Raw genomic sequence first — 16,000 nt, 5'->3', positions numbered from 1 at the left:
ATGGCTGCGAGAAGGCGGCTGAAGGGGGCGCGGCGGGCGCAGCTAACGCACGCCGGCGCCGGCCACCAGGGCATCGCGCGTCACGAGCAGAACCTGGTCTTCGCCCGCCGAGGTTTCGAGCCAGAAGACTTCGAGCTGAGGAAATGCCGCCTCGAAGTATTCGCGCTCGTTGCCGATCTCCAGCACCAGCACTGCGCGCTCGCTCATGCGCGAGGGCGCGTCGGCGAACAGCTGGCGCACGAAATCCATGCCGTCGGTGCCGCCGGCCAGCGCCAGCTCGGGCTCGGCGCGATATTCGGCGGGCAGGGCGGCCATGCTGGCGCTGTTCACGTAGGGCGGGTTGCACAGCACCAGGTCGTAGGGGCCGGGCAGGTTCTTCAATCCGTCGGATTCGACCAGCCTCACGCGCGAGTCCAGCTCGTGGCGGGTGACGTTGATGGCCGCCACTTCGAGCGCCGGCACCGACAGGTCGCCTGCGTCCACCGTCACTTCCGGGTAGGTGAGCGCGGCCAGCACGGCAAGGGAGCCGTTGCCGGTGCACAGGTCGAGCACGCGCTGCGTGTGTTCGCCCAGCCAGTAGTCGATGGTTCCGTCGGCGATCAGCTCGGCGATGAAGCTGCGAGGCACGATGGCGCGCTCGTCCACGTAGAAGGGCACGCCCTGCAGCCAGGCTTCCTTCGTGAGGTAGGCGGCGGGCTTGCGCGTGGAAATGCGCTCGTCGATGAGCGCTGCCACCTTGCCCGCGTCGGCGGGCGACACGGGCCTGTCGGCCACGCCGTCGAGGTCGTCCAGCGGCAGCTTCAGGCGCCACAGCACCAGCCAGGCGGCTTCGTCGAAGGCGTTGGCGGTGCCGTGGCCGAAGGCGACGCCGGCTTCTTCCAGCCGCTTCGCGCCCGACTCGATGAGTTCGATGACGGTGCTCATCCGGCGAGCGCGGCGTCCAGCCGCTTCAGGGCGCGCAGGTAGATGTTCTTCAGCGTCTCGATCTCGGCCACTTCGATGTGCTCGTCGATCTTGTGGATGCTGGCGTTCACCGGGCCCAGTTCGACCACCTGCCTGCAGATCTTGGCGATGAAGCGTGCGTCGCTGGTGCCGCCGCTGGTCGAAAGCTCGGTCTCGATGCCCGTTTCTTCGCGGATGGCGCCCTGCACTGCCTCCACCAGCTCGCCCGGCGTGGTCAGGAAGGGCAGGCCGCCGATGGTCCAGGCCAGGGTGTAGTCGACCTGGTGCGCGTCGAGCACGGCGTGCACGCGCTGCTGCAGCGACTCGGGCGTGGATTCGGTCGAGAAGCGGAAGTTGAAGTCGATCACCGCGCTTCCCGGGATCACGTTGCTCGCGCCCGTGCCCGCGTGGAAGTTGCTGATCTGCCAGCTGGTCGGCTGGAAGTACGGGTTGCTCGCCGCGTCCCAGCCGCCGGCGGCGTTGATGGCCACCAGCTCGGCCAGCGCGGGCGCGACCGCATGCACCGGGTTCTTCGCCAGGTGCGGATAGGCGATGTGGCCCTGCACGCCCCTGACCGTGAGCTTGCCGCTCATGGTGCCGCGGCGGCCGTTCTTGATCATGTCGCCGCAGCGCTCCACGGCCGTGGGCTCGCCGACGATGCAGTAGTCGATGGTCTCGCCGCGCGCGGCCAGCGCGTTGCAGACCACCACGGTGCCGTCGACGCCGGGGCCTTCCTCATCGCTGGTGAGCAACAGGGCCAGCGTGAGCCGCGGCTCGGGCACGGCCTGCAAGAAGTCTTCGATGGAGGTCACGAAGGCCGCGACCGAGGTCTTCATGTCGCAGGCGCCGCGGCCGTAGAGCTTGCCGTCGCGGTGCGTGGGCGTGAAGGGGTGGCTGGTCCACTGCTCGACGGGACCGGTGGGCACCACGTCGGTGTGGCCGGCGAACACCAGCGTCTTCGTGGCGGCCTGGGCGTTCGCGGGACGGCGCACCGCCCACAGGTTGGTCACCCGGAAGTCGGCCGGGCCGCTCTCGATGGTCTCCAGCGTGAAGCCCAGCCGCGCCAGCCGCTCGCCGAGGATCTGCTGGCAGCCCGCGTCGTCGGGGGTGACGGAAGGGCGCGAGATGAGTTGTTCGGCTAGCTGGAGAGTTCGGGACATGGCACAGGAATGGAGGGTGACTCTTCCAGGAACACCGCGGAACCGGCTTTGCCGGGCCGCTGGTGTTGCCCCCTGCGAGGGGGTGGCGAAGCGACACGAAGTGCGCGCAGCCTGGGGGAGAGTCAGAATTTGACGTCTAGCGTGATGTCGGTGAAAGTGGGTTCGTCGACCTGGTCCGTGAGGTGGCGGTCGTCGACCTGCTGCTTGGGCGCCGCGCGGTTCTGCAGGCGCCACATGAGGTTGGTGGGCGAGTCGGCCTGCGACAGGCCCTCTTCGCGGGTGATGCGCTCTTCGACGATGAGGCGGGCGATGTCTTCCTCGAAGGTCTGCGAGCCTTCGGCCATCGACTTTTCCATCGCCTCCTTCACGCCGGAGAAGTCGCCCTTCTCGATCAGCTCGGCCACCAGCGCGGTGTTGAGCATGACTTCGAGCGCCGGCACGCGGCCGCCGGTCGGCGTGCGCAGCAGGCGCTGCGACACGATGGCGCGCAGCGCGCCGCCCAGGTCGCCCAGCAGCGTGGGGCGCACCTCGACGGGGTAGAAGCTCAGGATGCGGTTCAGCGCGCGGTAGCTGTTGTTGGCATGCAGCGTGGCCACGCAGAGGTGGCCCGACTGCGCGTAGGCGATGGCGGCGGACATGGTGTCGCGGTCGCGGATCTCGCCGATCTGGATCACGTCGGGCGCCTGGCGCAGCGCGTTCTTCAGCGCCGTCTGCAGCGAGGTGGTGTCGCTGCCCACGTCGCGCTGGTTCACCACCGACTTCTTGTTGGTGTAGGTGAACTCGATCGGCTCCTCGACCGTGAGGATGTGGCCGCTGGCGTGCTCGTTGCGGTAGTCCAGCATCGAGGCCAGCGTGGTGGTCTTGCCCGCGCCGGTGGCGCCGACCATCAGGATCAGCCCGCGCTTTTCCATGATGAGCGTCTTCAGGATGTCGGGCAGGTTCAGTTCGTCGAAGCTGGGAATGGTGGAGGCGATGTGCCGCACCACCACCGCGTAGGTGCCGCGCTGGCGCATGGCGCTGATGCGGTAGTTGCCGGCGCCCTCGATGTGCACCGCCATGTTCAGCTCGCCCGTGCTCTCCAGCTCCTGGATGCGCCCGGCGGGCACCACCTCGGACAGCAGCGCCAGCGGCGCCGTGGGCGGCAGCACCTGTGCGTTGACCGGCAGGCAGATGCCGTTGATGCGGATCAGCACCGGCGAGTGGGCCGAGAGATAGATGTCGGAGGCCTTGCGTTCGGCCATCAGACGAAGAAGCCGTTCCATCATGTTCATCGGTCTCTCTCCTCGGGTGCTGTTTGTTTTCTCTGGGGCTCTGAAGAAGACCGGCCCCGCAAAGGAGGGGCCGGCGGGAGGCGATCAGTCGCGCAGCAGGTCGTTCAGGCTGGTCTTGGAGCGGGTCTGCGCGTCGACCGTCTTCACGATGATCGCGGCGTAGGTGCTGTAGTCCTGGCCCGACTTGGTCTTCTTGGGCAGGTTGCCGCTGATGACGACGCTGCCCGACGGCACGCGGCCGTAGGAGATCTCGCCGGTGTCGCGGTTGAAGATCGGGGTGCTCTGGCCTATGTACACGCCCATGCCCAGCACGGAGTTCTCTTCGACGATCACGCCCTCCACGACTTCGGAGCGCGCGCCGATGAAGCAGTTGTCCTCGATGATGGTCGGGTTGGCCTGCAGCGGCTCCAGCACGCCGCCCAGGCCCACGCCGCCGGACAGGTGCACGTTGGCGCCGACCTGCGCGCACGAGCCCACGGTGGCCCAGGTGTCGACCATGGAGCCTTCGCCCACGTAGGCGCCGATGTTCACGTACGAGGGCATCAGGATCGCGCCCTTGGCGATGAAGCTGCCGCGGCGGGCCACGGCCGGCGGCACGATGCGCACGCCCGAGTCCTTCAGTTCGTTGGCCGACAGGTGCGAGAACTTGGTGGGCACCTTGTCGTAGAAGCCGAGCGAGCCGGCCTGCATCTGCTCGTTGTCCTTCAGGCGGAACGACAGCAGCACGGCCTTCTTGACCCACTGGTGCACGGTCCACTTGCCCACGCCTTCGCGGGTGGCCACGCGCAGCTTGCCGTTGTTGAGTTCGGTGATGACGTGCTCGACGGCGTCGCGCACTTCGGCCGGCGACGAGGCGACCGAGATGTTGGCGCGGTCTTCCCACGCGGCGTCGATGATTTGTTGCAGTTGCTGGGTCATGGAGGGTCTCGGGTGAAAAATGGGAGCAGGGGCCAGGAGAGGCGGATCAGCGGCGGGCTTCCTTGCAGAAGCGCACGATGCGCTGTGCGGCCTCCACGCATTCGGCCGTTTCGGCCACAAGCGCCATGCGGATGCGGCCCCGGCCGGGGTTGACGCTGTGCGCGCCGTAGGTGGTCTGGCGCGCCAGATAGCTTCCCGGCAGAACCGTCACATTGTATTGAGCGTAAAGCGCCCGGGCGAAGGCTTCGTCGTCGCCAGCCCACACTTCGGGCACGCCGGCCCACAGGTAGAAACTGGCGTCGGGCAGGCGCACGTCGAGCACCGGCTCCAGCAGCGGGGTGACGGCGGCGAACTTGGCGCGGTACTGGGCGCGGTTGTCGACCACGTGCGACTCGTCGCCCCAGGCCGCGATGCTGGCGGCGGCTACGGTGCCGCTCATGGCGCTGCCGTGGTAGGTGCGGTAGAGCAGGAATTTCTTGATGATGGCCGCGTCGCCCGCCACGAAGCCGCTGCGCAGGCCGGGCACGTTGCTGCGCTTGGACAGCGAGGTCAGCGCGATCAGGTTGCGGAAGTCGGGCCGGCCGAGCTTGACCGAGGCCTCGAGGCCGCTGAGCGGGGGCTCGTCGCGGAAGTAGATCTCGCTGTAGCACTCGTCGGCCGCGATCACGAAGCCGTGGCGGTCGGAAAGCGCGAAGAGCTTCTTCCACTCGTCCAGCGCCATCACCGCGCCCGTGGGGTTGCCCGGCGAGCAGACGAACACCAGTTGGGTGCGCGCCCAGATCTCCTCGGGCACGCTGTCCCAGTCGACCGCGAAATTGCGCTCCGGCACGCTGGGCACGTAGTACGGCTCGGCGCCGGCCAGCAGGGCCGCGCCTTCATAAATTTGATAGAACGGATTCGGCGACATCACCACCGGCTGCGGCGAGGCCGTCGGGTCGACCGCCGTCTGGGCCAGCGAGAACAGCGCCTCGCGCGAGCCGTTGACCGGCAGCACCTGCGTGGCCGGGTCGAGGGTGAGGCTGTAGCGGGTCTTGAGCCAGTCGGTGAAGGCGGTGCGCAGCTTCAGGTCGCCGGCGGTGGCGGGGTAGGCGGCCAGCGCGCCGAGGCTGGCGCTCAGCGCGTCCTTGATGAAGCCCGGCGTGGCGTGCTTGGGTTCGCCGATGCCCAGGCTGATGGCCGTGAACTCAGGGTTGGGCGTGACGCCCGCGAACAGCTGCTTCAGCCGCTCGAAGGGGTAGGGTTGCAACCGGGAAAGCAGGGGATTCATGGCCGGGATTATCGGTGACAGGTGTTACCGCTCCCGGCGAAGCGGCTACTCGCGGCGGCCGGCAGCAAGGCTCAGGCTGCGCTGCGGCGATAGAACGCCAGCGAGCCCGCCAGCGCCAGCAGCATGCCGCCGCAGGCGCGGTCGATCCAGCGCGTGGCCGACACGGTCAGAAGCCGGATCGCCCGGGCGCCGACGAAGGCATAGGCCAGCATCACCGCCATGTCCAGGCCCGCGAAGATCAGCGCGATGACGATGTACTGCGGCGCCTGAGCCGCCGACGGGTCGATGAACTGCGGCAGCAGCGCCGAGCAGAAGATGTAGCCCTTGGGGTTGGTCACCGCCACCAGGAAGGACTTGAAGAAGATGCGCCGGCTCTCGCCCGCCGTGGCCGAGGGCGCCGCATCGGCGGCCGGCAGGTGGAAGCCGCCCCTGGAGCGCAGCATGCGCAGGCCCAGCCAGGCCAGGTAGATGGCGCCCACCCATTTCAGCATCGAGAACCAGAACTCCGACGCAGCCAGCAGGGCGCCCAGGCCGAGCGCCACCGCGCCGACGAGCACGAAATCGGACAGCACCGCACCGAGCATCCCCGGCAGCGCACGCCGCACGCCGTGGCGCGAGCCGTTGCTGAGCGCCAGCAGCACCGTGGGCCCGGGCGTGGCGATGGCGGCGAAGGCCACGATGGCGAAGAGCAGGGCGGTGGCGAGCGTCATCGGGGCAGTCTCCTTGTTGAGCTTTGGCGGCCGGGGCTAGATCTTCTTGACCAGCACCTGGCTCTTGCGGTCCCAGTTGTACTTGCGCTTGCGGGCCTCGGGCAGCCAGTCGGGGTTGACCTGCTGGAAGCCGCGCTTGAGGAACCAGTGCATGGTGCGCGTGGTGAGCACGAAGATGCTCTCCAGGCCGATGGCCTTGGCGCGATGCTCGATGTGCTTGAGGATGCGTTCGCCGTCGCCCTGCGACTGCGATTGCGGCGACACCGTGAGCGCTGCCATCTCGGCCGTGCGCGCCTCGGGGTAGGGGTAGAGCGCCGCGCAGCCGAAGATCACGCCGTCGTGCTCGACCACCGTGTACTGATGGATGTCGCGCTCGATCTCGGTGCGGTCGCGCTTGACCAGCGTGCCGTCGCGCTCGAAGGGCTCGATCAGCTGCAGGATGCCGCCGATGTCGTCCACCGAGGCTTCGCGCAGGCTCTCGAGCTTCTCGTCGATCACCATGGTGCCCACGCCGTCGTGCACGTACACCTCCAGGAGCAGAGAGCCGTCGAGGGCGAAGGGCAGGATGTGGTTGCGCTCCACGCCGGCCTTGCAGGCCTTCACGCAGTGCTGAAGGTAGAAGGCGGTGTCGGTGGGCTTCTGCGGCGGCGGCAGCGAGGCCAGCAGCTTCTCGGCGGCGTCCAGCGGCAGCTCGGTGTCGATGGGGTTGTCCTCGCTCTCGGGCAGTTCGCTGTCGATGCGGATGCCGGGAATCTCGGTCAGGAAGATCAGCTTGTCGGCCTGCAGCGAAATGGCCACGCTGGTGGCGACTTCTTCCATCGTCAGGTTGAAGGCCTCGCCCGTGGGCGAGAAGCCGAAGGGCGACATGAGCACCATGGCGCCGAAGTCGAGCGTGCGGCGGATGCCGGCGGCGTCCACCTTGCGCACCAGGCCCGAATGCTTGAAGTCCACCCCGTCGACCACGCCCACCGGCCGCGCGGTGATGAAGTTGCCCGAGATCACCCGCACCGTCGAGCCCGCCATCGGCGTGTTGGGCAGGCCCTGGCTGAAGGCCGCTTCGATCTCGTAGCGCAGCTGGCCGGCGGCTTCCTGGGCGGAGTCGAGCGCCACTTCGTCGGTGATGCGGATGCCGTGAGAGTACTTCGCCTCGTGCCCCTTGGCCGCCAGTTGCTCGTTGACCTGCGGGCGGAAGCCGTGCACCAGCACGATCTTCACGCCCATGCTCTGGATCAGCGCCAGGTCCTGCGCGATGTTCTGCAGCTTGCCCGCCGCAATCGCCTCGCCCGCGAGCCCGACCACGAAAGTCTTACCGCGGTGCGTGTGAATGTAGGGCGCGACCGAGCGGAACCAGGGCACGAAGGTGAAATTGAAGACGGTGGACATGGGGCGTGATTGTGCATTCATGAAGGGGCATTTGCCTGACTCGGCCGACTCGGCCCGACCCGGGCCGGGTCAGGCGAATCAGGCGATCGCGCGCAGCACGCGGGCCGCGCTGGCGGGGACCGAGCCGCCGCCTGCGCGAGGCGCGGGAGGCGGCGGCAGCGGCAGTCCCCCGTGCCGGGCACGGAAGCCCGCCAGCAGCGCCGCGTAGGCGTCCGTGGCCGCGTTGGCCTCGCCCGAGCCCGGATCGGGTAGTCCCAGCATTGCCGCCAGCGCTGCCGGCGCGATGGAGCCGTCGCGCAGCAGCGCATCGACCACCGTCATCAGCGCCGGCGTGTGGGCCTCCAGCAGCGCCAGCGCGCGCTCGTGCTCCTGCGCCAGCAGGGCTTCGATCTCGGGGTTGGTGGCCGCGATATCGGTGTTGACGTTGTCGCCCGGGTCGTTCGCGACGTCGGTGCGGCTCAGCCGCGTGCCGAAGGCGAAGTGGCGCACGTACTGCGCCGCATTGGCGGTCGCCTGCATGAAGTCCTGCGTGGCGCCCGAGGTGCAGGCCTGCTCGCCGAACACCAACTGCTCGGCGGCGCGGCCGGCCAGGCTCACGCAGATGCGGTCGCGCAGGTTCTCCTTCGACCAGGCCTTGCGCTGCTCGTAGCTGTTGTAGCCGCCCTCGAACGAGGCCACGTTGATCTTGATCTCCTGCGGCGCGCAGCCGAAGAGCAGGCCGTACGCCACGCCGTGTCCGGCCTCGTGCACCGCGAGCAGGGCGCGGAAGTCCTCGCTCGAACGCTGCTTGAGGCGGTTCAGCTCCAGTGCCACCGGAAACTGGCGGCGCGCCTTGCGGTACTTCGCCGAAATGGCCGACACGCCCGCGTCCAGCGAGAGCCATACCGGCTCGCTGCCGTTGGCGCCTTGCTCCAGCGCCCACAGCGCGGCGTTGACCAACGTGGCGCTCAGGATCGCGTGGATCGACGAGAACAGCGGCCGCGTGCCCTGCGCCGGGAACACCGCGTTGGCGTAGATCTGCTCGTACACGCTCGCATCGAGCACGAAGCGAACGCCGGAACTTTCCTGGATCTCGGCCACGTAGCGGTCGCAGATCGACAGGATCAGGCGCACGTAGGTCGCGCGGTTGAACGAGGGGTAGATCACGTGGTTGTTGCCGAGGCGGGCGATCTGCTCGGGTCGGAAGCGCTCGGCCAGCGCCTTCTTCACGTCGATGACGGAGAGCTTCTTCGTCAGGGCGTGGAAGATGTCGGCGTCGGTGTCGCAGTCTTCGACGCGCTGGGCCGTCTCGGCATACATCTCGTCGAGGTTGCCCGAGACGAACACCAGCAGCTTGCTGTAGTCGGTCTCCCAGCTCTGCTGCGTGTCGCGGAAGGCGCGCAGGCGCGCGTGCACCTCGGCGGGCTTCCAGGCCATGATCTGCAGCAGCGTTTCCGACAGCTTCAGGCAGCGCTTCACCTCGCGCGCCTCCCAGGGCGACAGGTGCAGCTTGCGCTTCTTGTCGTACTTCTTCTTGTCGGTGCCGTCGCGGTCCTGCGTGTATTCGGCGTAGGCCAGCGACGACTCGATCTCGCCGAGCATCGAAAGCGCGGGCGGCAGGCGGCCGTCGGACAGCAGCGCCCACACGTCCTGGTAGCGCTCTACCTTGGCGTCGTTGCCGCCGTTGTCGACCGTGCGGAAGCGCTGGAACTCGTCCAGCACCAGGATGCCGGGCATGCCCTCGGCGATGCCCGACTCGGCCAGCATCGCCGAGATGGAGCCGCGGCTGTGATGGCCCGAGCCATGGCTGAAGCCGTCCATCTGCACTTCGATGAAGCGGTCGTAGAAGCCCAGGTGCTGCGCGAGCCTGCGCACCAGCTGCGTCTTGCCGGTGCCGGTGAGGCCCCAGAGGCAGACGATGACGGGGCGGCTGATGAGCTGCGGCAGCACATACCAGGCGCGGATCGAGTCGATCACGCGATCGATGATGTCGTCGATGCCGAAGAGCTCGGTCTTCAGTGCTTCGGCGACGGTCTGCAAGTGGCGAGTGCGCTCGGCGAGCTCGGCATGCAGTTGGGTACGGATGTCTTTGGACATGTTTTTCTTCTTGGATATCTGACGGGAACAGGAATGCGGCCGCCCCTTCACCATGAAGGAGTCGGCGGGCGTGACGCTGTGGGTGTCGGTTGCGGCGCTTCGGTCTGCGAAGCGCGCCGACCGTGTCGAGGGCGCGGACTTCAGGCCGGGCGAGGCAACTTGACCCTTCCGTGCGCACGGGGCGCACGGCTTGCGCAGCGACGGCGCAAGGTGGTGAGGGCAAGGCGGCAGGACATGGACGCGATCGTAGTGGCGGTTTGCAATCGAGTAAAGACTATTTACGGATCGTGTCGCGATCTTGCTGCAATCGGACTGCGGCTGTGGATGCCGTGCAACAACGGTGGTGCGCGCCGATAATCGACGGTTTGCCTGCCGCGCCGGCCCGACGACTGTTTTCCCTTGACGACCACCACACCCCTTCGCATCGAGTTCCCCGAATCGCTCCCTGTCTCCAGCAGGCGCGACGAGATCATGGCCGCCATCTCGGCGCACCAGGTCGTGATCGTCTGCGGCGAGACGGGTTCGGGCAAGACCACGCAACTGCCGAAGATCGCCCTCGCGCTGGGCCGCGGCAAGCTCAACGCCGAGCCCGGCAAGGGCCGGCTCATCGGCCACACGCAGCCGCGCCGCATCGCCGCGAGCTCGGTGGCCAAGCGCATCGCCGAAGAACTGAAGACACCGCTGGGCGAGGTGGTCGGCTTCAAGGTGCGCTTCCAGGACCGCCTCTCGCGCGACGCCTCCGTCAAGCTGATGACCGACGGCATCCTGCTGGCCGAGACGCAGACTGATCCGCTGCTGAAGGCCTACGACACGCTCATCATCGACGAGGCCCACGAACGCTCGCTGAACATCGACTTCCTGCTGGGCTACCTGCGCGAGATCCTGCCGCGCCGGCCCGACCTGAAGGTGATCGTCACCTCGGCCACCATCGACGCAGATCGCTTTGCCCAGCACTTCGCCTCGGCGAAGGGGCCGGCGCCCACCATCTTCGTCTCGGGCCGCACCTATCCGGTGGAGCAGCGCTATCGCCCCTTCGAGGAATCGCGCGAACACGACCTGAACGACGCCATCGCCGACGCGGTCGACGAACTCTGGCGCGATCCGCACAACGCGGGCGACATCCTCGTCTTCCTGCCCGGCGAGCGCGAGATCCGCGAGGCGGCCGACCACCTGCGCCGCCACCTGAGCCACCAGCCGCTGCTGCGCAGCGCCGAGGTGCTGCCGCTGTTCGCGCGGCTCTCGGGCCCCGAGCAGGACCGCATCTTCGACGGCCACACGGGCCGGCGCATCGTGCTGGCCACCAACGTGGCCGAGACTTCGCTCACCGTGCCGGGCATCCGCTACGTGATCGACACCGGCACCGCGCGCGTCAAGCGCTACAGCTTCCGCAGCAAGGTCGAGCAGCTGCTGGTCGAGCCGATCAGCCAGGCCGCGGCCAACCAGCGCGCGGGCCGCTGCGGCCGCGTGGCGAACGGCATCTGCATTCGCCTGTACGACGAGAAGGATTTCGAAGGCCGTCCGCGCTTCACCGACCCTGAAATCCTGCGCTCCTCGCTGGCAGGCGTGATCCTGAGGATGAAGTCGCTGCGCCTGGGCGACGTGGCGCGCTTTCCGTTTCTCGAGGCGCCGTCGCCGCGCGCCATTGCGGACGGCTACCAGCTGCTCAACGAGCTGGGCGCGGTCGACGACGCCAACGAACTCACGCACACCGGCGCCGAGCTGTCGAAGCTGCCGCTGGACCCGCGCGTGGGCCGCATGATCCTGGAGGCCCGCTCGCGTGGGGCGCTGGAAGAAGTGCTGGTCATCGCGTCGGCCCTGAGCGTGCAGGACGTGCGCGACCGCCCGATGGACGCGCAGCAGCAGGCCGACCAGGCACATGCGAAATTCGACGACGAGAAGAGCGAGTTCAGCGGCTACCTGCGGTTGTGGAAGTGGATCGCCGATGCTCGCGGGGGGCATGGAGACACCCACAAGCTCAGCAACCGGCAATACGAACAGCTGCTGCGCCAGAACTTCATCAACATCCGCCGCGTGCGCGAGTGGCGCGACATCCATTCGCAGCTGCTCACCGTGGTCACCGAGCACAAGTGGCGCATCAATGCGCAGCCGGCCGGCTACGAGGCGCTGCACATGTCGATGCTGTCGGGGCTGCTGGGCAACATCGGCTGGAAGCTGGAGGACGACGAGGCCTACCTCGGCGCGCGGGGCATCAAATTCCACAAGCACCCCGGCGCTCACCTGAAGAAGAAGCCCGGGCGCTGGATCGTCGCGGCCGAGCTGGTCGAGACCACGCGGCTCTTCGGCCGCGGCATCGCCAACATCGAGCCGCAGTGGCTCGAACAGGTGGCGGGGCACCTGCTGAAGAAGCAGCTGCTCGATCCGCACTGGGAGAAGAAGGGCGCGCAGGTGTCGGCGCTGGAGCGCGCGACGCTCTACGGCCTGGTGGTCTACAGCGGCCGGCGCGTCGACTTCACCCGGGTCGATCCGGTGGCGGCGCGCGAGATCTTCATCCGCGAGGCGCTGGTGGGCGGCCAGTGGGAAACCAGGTTCCCGTTCCTGCAGGCCAACCGCAAGCTGGTGCGCGAGGTCGAGGGGCTGGAGCACAAGTCGCGCCGGCAGGACGTGCTGGTCGACGACGAGTTGATCTTCGCCTTCTACGACGCGCAGCTGCCCGCCGACGTGGCCGGCGGCGCCAGCTTCGAGAACTGGTACCGCCAGGCCTCCAAGGACCAGCCGCGCCTGCTGTACCTGACGCGCGACGAGCTCATGCGCCACCAGGCTGCGGGTATCACCACGCAATCATTCCCGCCTACGCTGCGGCTGGGCGGCGTCGATTGCGCCGCGACTTATCTGCACGAGCCTGGCGACGCGAAGGACGGCCTCACCGTCAGCGTGCCGCTCTTCGTGCTCAACCAGGTGAGCGAAGAGCGCTGCGAATGGCTGGTGACGGGCATGCTCAAGGACAAGATCCAGGCGCTGCTCAAGAGCCTGCCGCAGCGGCCGCGCTCGCGGCTGGTGCCGCTGCCTGAAACGGCCTCGAAGCTGGCGGAGGAACTGTCGGCCCCCGAAGTGTTCGGCACCGGCTCGCTGACCGACGTGCTGCTCAAGCGCGTGCGCGACATGACCAGCATCGACGTCAAGCGCGCCGACTTCAAGCTCGACATGCTGGCGCCGCACCTGTTCATGAACCTGCGCGTGGTCGACGAGCACGGCCGGCAGCTGGGCATGGGGCGCAACCTCGGCGCGTTGAAGGCGGAGCTGGGCGCGCAGGCGCGCGGTGCCTTTCAGGCGCTGGCGGGGTTGAACGTCAAGGCGTCGCCGCAGAAGAAGGCAGCCGCTGCCGCGCCGGACGACCGGTCGAAGACACCTCCCGCGAAGGCGGCCGAGGCCCCCGCCGCGCTGCCCGCCGGCCAGCGTTACACGGCCTGGACTTTCGGCGAGCTGCCTGAACTGATGGAAGTGCGCCGCGGCTCGCAGTCGCTGATCGGCTTCCCGGCGCTGCGCGACGAGGGCGACGCGGTGACCATCGAAGTGTTCGACGAACCGGCCGTGGCGGCCGCCAGGCATCGCGCCGGCCTGCGCCGCCTGTTCGCGCTGCAGCTCAAGGACGCGCTCAAGTACCTGGAAAAGAACATCCCCGACCTGCAGAAGATGTCGGTGGCCTACATGCCGCTGGGCACGTCGGAGGAACTGCGCGCGCAGATCATCGACGTGGCGATCGACCGCGCCTTCCTGCAGGAGCCGCTGCCGACCGACGAATTCGCGTTCAAGCGCCGGCTGGAGGAGGGCCGCGGCCGGCTCACGCTGATCGCCAACGAGGTCGCGCGGCTCGCGTCGGCCATCCTCGTCGAATACGCCGCAGCCGCGCGCAAGATCAAGGACACCAAGATCCAGCCCGAGGCCGTGCAGGACGCCGCGCAGCAGCTGCAGCGCCTTGTCGGCAAGCGCTTCATCTCCGACGCGCCCTGGACGCAGCTGCAGCACTTCGCGCGCTACCTGAAGGCCATCGTGCTGCGGCTGGACAAGCTGCGCGCCGATCCCGCACGCGACGCGAGCAAGCTCGCCGAGCTGAAGCCGCAGGATCAGCGCTACTGGCGCCTGGTCGCAGAGCGCAAGGGGGTGGTGGACGAGCGCATGCTCGAATTCCGCTGGCTGCTGGAAGAGCTGCGCGTGAGCTTCTTCGCGCAGGAGCTGCGCACGCCGCAGCCGGTGAGCGTGAAGCGGCTGGAAAAGGCCTGGGCGCAGCTGCAGGCCTGATGGCACGAAGAAAAGCCCGCTTGCGCGGGCTTTCCCTTGGTTCCCTCAGTAACGTGACGCGTTGGCCGCAAAGGCTATATGCGTCCCATGAGCACGAGGATCACCACGATCAGCACGACCAGGCCAAGGCCGCCGCTGGGTCCGTAGCCCCAGGAGCGGCTGTAGCCCCAGCTTGGCAGGGCGCCGATCAGCAGCAGGATCAGGATGATCAGCAGAATGAATGAGAGCGACATGTTTTCTCTCCAGGGCGTTGTTGCGATGAGTCTTCATGCTGGCCCCATCGAATCGCGCGGAGGGCCGGAGGGTAGCCCCTCCGGTGGTCAGGCAACGTCCTACCGTGGGCGTCGGCGCTTTGCCGGCGTGCTCGCAGGCATGAACAGAAGCCCCGCCGTCACCAGCAGGAAAACAAGGCCCAGGCCGCCCGTGATGGCCGCGCCGCCCCATAGCGAAAAGAAGCCGTCGAGCATGGCGTCCTGCGGGTCGTTCGGATCGAAGAACACATCGACCGTTTCGCCGACCTCGTAGGCCGGCGGGCTGCTGCTGCTCGACGGCGCGAACTCGATGATCTCGCCCGACGGTGCCTTGAAGCGCACCAGCGGCTTCCAGGTGCCCGACTCGTTGCGCTTCGAGCTTTCGACGTGGAGCAGCCGCATCACCTCGCCCTGCGTGCGGCCGGCCGAAGCGATGAAGGTTGCCGTGTTGTGGTGCAGCAGCCAGGCGACGGCGCACAGCACCAGGCCGACCGCACCGAAAACGAGCCTCAGGATCGCAACCGGGTTGTTCTTCATTCGGGCAGCGTCGTCCGGGCAACGCCGCCGCGTCAGAGGCGCGCGAGGCGCTCCAGCGCCGCGAGCAGCGTTTCGTCCTTCTTGGCGAAGCAGAAGCGCACCACGCGCTGGTCGAAGCCATTGCCGTAGAAGGCCGACAGCGGAATGGCGGCCACGCCGATCTCGCGCGTGAGCCACAGGCAGAACTCCGCCTCCGAGAGGTCGCTCACCGCCGAGATGTCCACGCACTGGAAGTAGCTGCCTTCGCTGCGCAGCAGCCTGAAGCGGGTCTTCTCGGCCAGGCCGGCGGCGAACAGGTCGCGCTTGCGCTGGTAGAAGGCCGGCAGTTCCAGGTACGGCTTCGGCTCGGCCATGTACTGCGCGAGCGCGTGCTGCATCGGCGTGTTGACGGTGAACACGTTGAACTGGTGCACCTTGCGGAACTCGGCCATGAGCGGGGCGGGCGCGGCCACGTAGCCGACCTTCCAGCCCGTGACGTGATAGGTCTTGCCGAAGCTGCTGACGATGAAGCTGCGTGCGGCCAGCCCCGGAAAGCGCGCTACGCTCTCGTGGCGGGCACCGTCGAACACCATGTGCTCGTAGACCTCGTCGCTGATCACGAACACGTCGGTGGGCGCGAGCAGTTCCTCGAGCTTGCGCATCTCGGCTTCGGTCCAGACCGTGGCGCTCGGGTTGTGCGGCGTGTTGATGATGATGGCCCGCGTGCGCGGCGTGAGCGCGGCGGCGATCCTGTCGAAGTCGGGGCGGAAGGTGCCGGGCACCAGCGGCACGCGCACCACGCTGCCGCCGGCGAGCTCGATGTTGGGCACGTAGCTGTCGTAGCAGGGCTCCAGCACGATCACCTCGTCGCCCGGGCGCACCACGGCGAGGATGGCCGTGATGATGGCCTGCGTGGCGCCAGCGGTGACGGTGATCTCGGTCGCCGCGCTGTAGGTGTGGCCGTACTGCGCCGCGATCTTGGCCGAGATGGCATCGCGCAGCGCCGGGATGCCGGGCATCGGCGGGTACTGGTTGTGGCCCGCGGCCATGGCGGCCGTCACGTCTTCGAGCAGCTTCGGATCGCAGTGGAAGTCCGGGAAGCCCTGGCCCAGGTTGACCGCGTTCTTCTCCGCGGCCAGCGCCGACATCACGGTGAAGATGGTTGTGCCGACGGCCGGCAGCTTGGTGACGATGTCGGGCGTGCGTGGGGACGTGCTCATGATGTTCGTGATTTCTTCAACTGTTGTTC

Annotated in this window: 12 protein-coding genes; 1 reads left to right on the top strand and 11 read right to left on the bottom strand. The window is 68.0% G+C overall.

The features are described from left to right. Nucleotides 1-42 precede the first annotated feature (42 nt). The 8 genes from prmB to ACAM57_RS16820 all read right to left on the bottom strand — a co-directional run bounded on the left by prmB (nt 43) and on the right by ACAM57_RS16820 (nt 9,727). Complete coding sequence (gene prmB, locus ACAM57_RS16855) at nt 43-924, bottom strand: 50S ribosomal protein L3 N(5)-glutamine methyltransferase (RefSeq protein WP_369658230.1); 882 nt, start codon at nt 922-924, stop codon at nt 43-45. Continuing rightward, nucleotides 921-2,102, bottom strand: a complete 1,182-nt coding sequence (gene dapE, locus ACAM57_RS16850; RefSeq protein ID WP_184638151.1) for a succinyl-diaminopimelate desuccinylase — start codon at nt 2,100-2,102, stop codon at nt 921-923. The genes prmB and dapE overlap by 4 nt, the downstream gene beginning before the upstream one ends. Before the next feature lie 122 nt (nt 2,103-2,224). Next, nucleotides 2,225-3,373 carry a PilT/PilU family type 4a pilus ATPase gene (locus ACAM57_RS16845; protein ID WP_126019465.1) on the bottom strand — a complete coding sequence of 383 codons (1,149 nt, stop codon included), beginning with the start codon at nt 3,371-3,373 and terminating at the stop codon, nt 2,225-2,227. Nucleotides 3,374-3,457: 84 nt separating this feature from the next. Continuing rightward, on the bottom strand, nt 3,458-4,291 hold the full coding sequence (dapD, locus tag ACAM57_RS16840; RefSeq protein WP_184638149.1) for a 2,3,4,5-tetrahydropyridine-2,6-dicarboxylate N-succinyltransferase: 834 nt from the start codon (nt 4,289-4,291) through the stop codon (nt 3,458-3,460). A gap of 46 nt (nt 4,292-4,337) precedes the next feature. After that, the gene (gene dapC, locus ACAM57_RS16835; RefSeq protein ID WP_369658229.1) at nt 4,338-5,558 is read right to left on the bottom strand and encodes a succinyldiaminopimelate transaminase; all 1,221 of its coding nucleotides are present in this window, start codon (nt 5,556-5,558) and stop codon (nt 4,338-4,340) included. A 71-nt stretch (nt 5,559-5,629) separates the two neighbouring features. Then, nucleotides 5,630-6,268: a LysE family translocator gene (locus ACAM57_RS16830; RefSeq protein WP_369658228.1), complete on the bottom strand. Its 639-nt coding sequence runs from the start codon at nt 6,266-6,268 to the stop codon at nt 5,630-5,632. A gap of 36 nt (nt 6,269-6,304) precedes the next feature. Further along, the gene (gene argA / locus ACAM57_RS16825) at nt 6,305-7,651 is read right to left on the bottom strand and encodes an amino-acid N-acetyltransferase (RefSeq protein ID WP_126019475.1); all 1,347 of its coding nucleotides are present in this window, start codon (nt 7,649-7,651) and stop codon (nt 6,305-6,307) included. A gap of 78 nt (nt 7,652-7,729) precedes the next feature. Then, nucleotides 7,730-9,727 (bottom strand): AAA family ATPase, encoded by a 1,998-nt coding sequence (locus ACAM57_RS16820; protein WP_369658227.1) that lies wholly within the window; start codon nt 9,725-9,727, stop codon nt 7,730-7,732. A 471-nt stretch (nt 9,728-10,198) separates the two neighbouring features. Here ACAM57_RS16820 and hrpA point away from each other — a divergent pair, with 471 nt between their 5' ends. Further along, nucleotides 10,199-13,984 (top strand): ATP-dependent RNA helicase HrpA, encoded by a 3,786-nt coding sequence (hrpA, locus tag ACAM57_RS16815; protein ID WP_369662448.1) that lies wholly within the window; start codon nt 10,199-10,201, stop codon nt 13,982-13,984. 74 nt (nt 13,985-14,058) lie between these two features. On the opposite strand, the gene ACAM57_RS16810 is transcribed toward hrpA, so the two are convergent. The 3 genes from ACAM57_RS16810 to ACAM57_RS16800 all read right to left on the bottom strand — a co-directional run bounded on the left by ACAM57_RS16810 (nt 14,059) and on the right by ACAM57_RS16800 (nt 15,971). Beyond that, the gene (locus ACAM57_RS16810) at nt 14,059-14,217 is read right to left on the bottom strand and encodes a DUF3309 family protein (protein WP_126019481.1); all 159 of its coding nucleotides are present in this window, start codon (nt 14,215-14,217) and stop codon (nt 14,059-14,061) included. 99 nt (nt 14,218-14,316) lie between these two features. Continuing rightward, nucleotides 14,317-14,772 (bottom strand): DUF3592 domain-containing protein, encoded by a 456-nt coding sequence (locus tag ACAM57_RS16805; protein ID WP_369658226.1) that lies wholly within the window; start codon nt 14,770-14,772, stop codon nt 14,317-14,319. Between the two features lie 32 nt (nt 14,773-14,804). After that, nucleotides 14,805-15,971, bottom strand: coding sequence for a pyridoxal phosphate-dependent aminotransferase (locus ACAM57_RS16800; protein ID WP_369658225.1), 1,167 nt, complete (start codon nt 15,969-15,971; stop codon nt 14,805-14,807). Between the last annotated feature and the right edge of the window lie 29 nt (nt 15,972-16,000).

It is taken from the genome of Variovorax sp. V15, assembly GCF_041154425.1.
GTDB lineage: Bacteria > Pseudomonadota > Gammaproteobacteria > Burkholderiales > Burkholderiaceae_C > Variovorax > Variovorax guangxiensis.
Note: the sequence above shows the minus strand (reverse complement) of the source record. Positions and strands in the feature narration are given on the sequence as shown.

Coding starts and splice junctions, on each gene's coding strand:
- ACAM57_RS16845 (WP_126019465.1), bottom strand. CDS start 3,373: ATGAACATGATGGAACGGCTTCTTCGTCTGATGGCCGAACGCAAGGCC.
- ACAM57_RS16810 (WP_126019481.1), bottom strand. CDS start 14,217: ATGTCGCTCTCATTCATTCTGCTGATCATCCTGATCCTGCTGCTGATC.
- ACAM57_RS16805 (WP_369658226.1), bottom strand. CDS start 14,772: ATGAAGAACAACCCGGTTGCGATCCTGAGGCTCGTTTTCGGTGCGGTC.
- hrpA (WP_369662448.1), top strand. CDS start 10,199: ATGGCCGCCATCTCGGCGCACCAGGTCGTGATCGTCTGCGGCGAGACG.
- prmB (WP_369658230.1), bottom strand. CDS start 924: ATGAGCACCGTCATCGAACTCATCGAGTCGGGCGCGAAGCGGCTGGAA.
- dapD (WP_184638149.1), bottom strand. CDS start 4,291: ATGACCCAGCAACTGCAACAAATCATCGACGCCGCGTGGGAAGACCGC.
- dapC (WP_369658229.1), bottom strand. CDS start 5,558: ATGAATCCCCTGCTTTCCCGGTTGCAACCCTACCCCTTCGAGCGGCTG.
- ACAM57_RS16830 (WP_369658228.1), bottom strand. CDS start 6,268: ATGACGCTCGCCACCGCCCTGCTCTTCGCCATCGTGGCCTTCGCCGCC.
- ACAM57_RS16800 (WP_369658225.1), bottom strand. CDS start 15,971: ATGAGCACGTCCCCACGCACGCCCGACATCGTCACCAAGCTGCCGGCC.
- argA (WP_126019475.1), bottom strand. CDS start 7,651: ATGTCCACCGTCTTCAATTTCACCTTCGTGCCCTGGTTCCGCTCGGTC.
- dapE (WP_184638151.1), bottom strand. CDS start 2,102: ATGTCCCGAACTCTCCAGCTAGCCGAACAACTCATCTCGCGCCCTTCC.
- ACAM57_RS16820 (WP_369658227.1), bottom strand. CDS start 9,727: ATGTCCAAAGACATCCGTACCCAACTGCATGCCGAGCTCGCCGAGCGC.